Genomic DNA, 1,504 nt, shown 5'->3' on the forward strand with positions numbered 1-1,504 from the left:
TCATGACCGGCGTGAACGTCTGGCCGCCATCGTCGGTCGAGTAGAGGCTGTATCCGTCGGTGACGAAGTTGGCGCACGCATAGATTCGCGTCGGCTCGCCAAACCGCTGCCCGAGGCATCGCAAGTGCGGCGCAGGCCGCGCTGGCAAGAAGTCGGCGGCGCCCGCCGGTCGCACGTAGAGCTGCCCGGCCGAGGTCCCGGCGTAGAGAGCACCGTCGGTCGTCCGCACGAACGAGGTGAACTGTCCGTCGATCGTGAGAAGGACCTGCAAGCTCTGGCCGCCGTTGGTGGCGACCACGATCGCATCTTTGAGCCCGCTGAGCTCGCGAATGTAGACCGTGCCCTTGTCGACCGGATCGACCGCAAGAATGCGTGGCTGCGTACCCGAGTCGGTGCGGAGATCGTGCGGCGTCCAGTGTGCTCCCGCGTCGGTGCTCTGGAGCAGGGTGCTGCCGGCTCCGGACGTCCGGACGCTGGTCGCGTACATGACTTGGGGATCGGTTCGCGCGATCTCGATTCCCGTGAGCAGGTCCGCCGTGTCGTAGAGACGAGTCGGGTCGAACGTCTTTCCGCCGTCATGCGAGCCGACGATGTAGCTGCCGGATGGATTCGCAACCGCGATGATCGCAAGCACCGTCTTCGCATCGCTCGGCGACGCAAAGATGTCGGTGATCACCTGACGCTCGACACCGGTGGCGGTCGGCCAGGTGCAGGCCTGGTCTGCGGATCGCGTGACATTGACCGCGTCCGCGAGCAGCACGCCGTCCGCGGTCACCTGGTAGAAGATGACCGAAGACTCCGGGTTCACCGCCGCGTTGGAACCGGCGACGACCCAAGGTTCGCAGCTGTACCGCCAGGTGGCGCCGTCGTCTTCGGAGACCAGGAGGCCGAAGTTCGCGCCGACCAGGATGCGGTGCGGCGCATTCGGCGGAAAGTGGATGCTGAACTCGTCGGGAAACGCGCCGTTCGCCCGGGCGGAGCGCGGACCCGCGACGAGAAATCCGCACAACGCCAGTGCCCCACCGGCAAGCCAGCGCCCGCGGCGCGCATTGCACGTCATGACCAGAAGCTAAACCTTTTCCCGCTGCGGGGCAGGCGCCAGCTGCCACTCAACCCGGCGCTTTTCTCCGCCGCCAGAGTTGCGCGAGTCCGAGGACGAGAAGCCCGCCGATGGAAGCGTCGGTGCTCGCGCATCCGCCGCCGGTCGAGGCGGTGGCGTTCTTGTCCAGCTTGACGACCACCAACCCGTTGTCATGTGCCGTCATCCACACGTCGCCCGTGCTCGCTCCGCGGTCTTTCGGGAAGCTCGGCTTCGACGTGGCCATGTCGTAGTTCCTCATGAAAGTGGCGGGGACGGCGCCGGCGTACTGCGAGCCCGGCAGCGCCTTCGTCCCCTGCGCGGGCGGCTTGAAATACGCGATCTCCTTCACCGCGCTCACATTGCTGATGTCGAAGAACCGCAACCCCGCCGCGAAGCAGTCACAAGCCGCGACCTTGGCATCGT

General features: G+C 66.4%; 3 protein-coding genes (1 of these 3 cut by a window edge). All 3 read right to left on the bottom strand.

Translation table 11 applies throughout. The features are described 5' to 3' along the window. The coding region (locus E6J58_24260) for a hypothetical protein (GenBank protein TMB31538.1) at positions 1-1,060 on the bottom strand (1,060 nt) is incomplete at its 3' end. A 49-nt stretch (positions 1,061-1,109) separates the two neighbouring features. Further along, on the bottom strand, positions 1,110-1,430 hold the full coding sequence (locus tag E6J58_24265; GenBank protein ID TMB31539.1) for a hypothetical protein: 321 nt from the start codon (positions 1,428-1,430) through the stop codon (positions 1,110-1,112). 49 nt (positions 1,431-1,479) lie between these two features. Beyond that, positions 1,480-1,504: the end of a hypothetical protein gene (locus tag E6J58_24270; GenBank protein TMB31540.1), read on the bottom strand. It continues 1,160 nt past the right edge of the window; the window shows 25 of its 1,185 coding nt (coding positions 1,161-1,185); its start codon lies beyond the right edge, outside the window; it ends in the stop codon at positions 1,480-1,482.

The sequence above is a fragment of the Deltaproteobacteria bacterium genome (genome assembly GCA_005879535.1).
Lineage (GTDB): Bacteria > Myxococcota > Myxococcia > Myxococcales > 40CM-4-68-19 > 40CM-4-68-19.